Below are 611 nucleotides of genomic sequence, written 5' to 3' on the forward strand. Positions count from 1 at the left end.
AAGACTTTGAGCGGACGAAGTTCGTGAATGACCCCGCTTGGACGGAGCGAAGCGTAGTTCAAGTTTCGAGCATTTACGAAGTAAATGCGAAGAAAGGCAGGAGATTTTTCCAATGAAATTATTAGTGGCAATGCCAAGGGAAACAAATACTTCTCTTTTCACAAGTCATGTAACCCAAGGATTGTTTTTAGGATTTTGTATTGCAGGTCTAGTATTAATCACGCTAATTTTCTTGCAAAACCGCAGAGATTGGTCAGAGAGAAAACGCAGAGAATACGAAGATGAAGATGAAAAAGAAAAAGCTGTAAAATCAGCCAACCGAGATTTTCTCAACAGCACAATTGTCAGTTTTATAGTAGTGATTGTTTTTCTCTATTTGATTTTTGATGTGAGCGTACAATTGTTACGATAAAAAAGAAAAGCTACGAGGGGCGTTTTGAAACTTGTCGCAGTGAGCCACAGCATTTACTTGCTTGAAACTTTAGTTTCAAGTGCTGTTGCGAACAGCGACCAAGTTTCAGCCCCACGTAGCTAGACAAAGAAAAGCGTAGTGGGGCGTTTTGAAGTTTGCAACAGTGAGCCATGTCGTTTATTTAATCGCAACATCAGTT

Annotated in this window: 1 protein-coding gene; it reads left to right on the forward strand. The window is 39.9% G+C overall.

The genetic code is table 11. The features are described from left to right. Window positions 1-112: 112 nt before the first annotated feature. Window positions 113-412 (forward strand): hypothetical protein, encoded by a 300-nt coding sequence (locus B5D30_RS08915; RefSeq protein WP_078807727.1) that lies wholly within the window; start codon window positions 113-115, stop codon window positions 410-412. Window positions 413-611: the final 199 nt, after the last annotated feature.

Source organism: Pilibacter termitis, assembly GCF_900167335.1.
Lineage (GTDB): Bacteria > Bacillota > Bacilli > Lactobacillales > Streptococcaceae > Pilibacter > Pilibacter termitis.

Excerpts from the sequence above, each read along its gene's own strand:
- B5D30_RS08915 (WP_078807727.1), top strand. The coding sequence starts at position 113 with ATGAAATTATTAGTGGCAATGCCAAGGGAAACAAATACTTCTCTTTTC.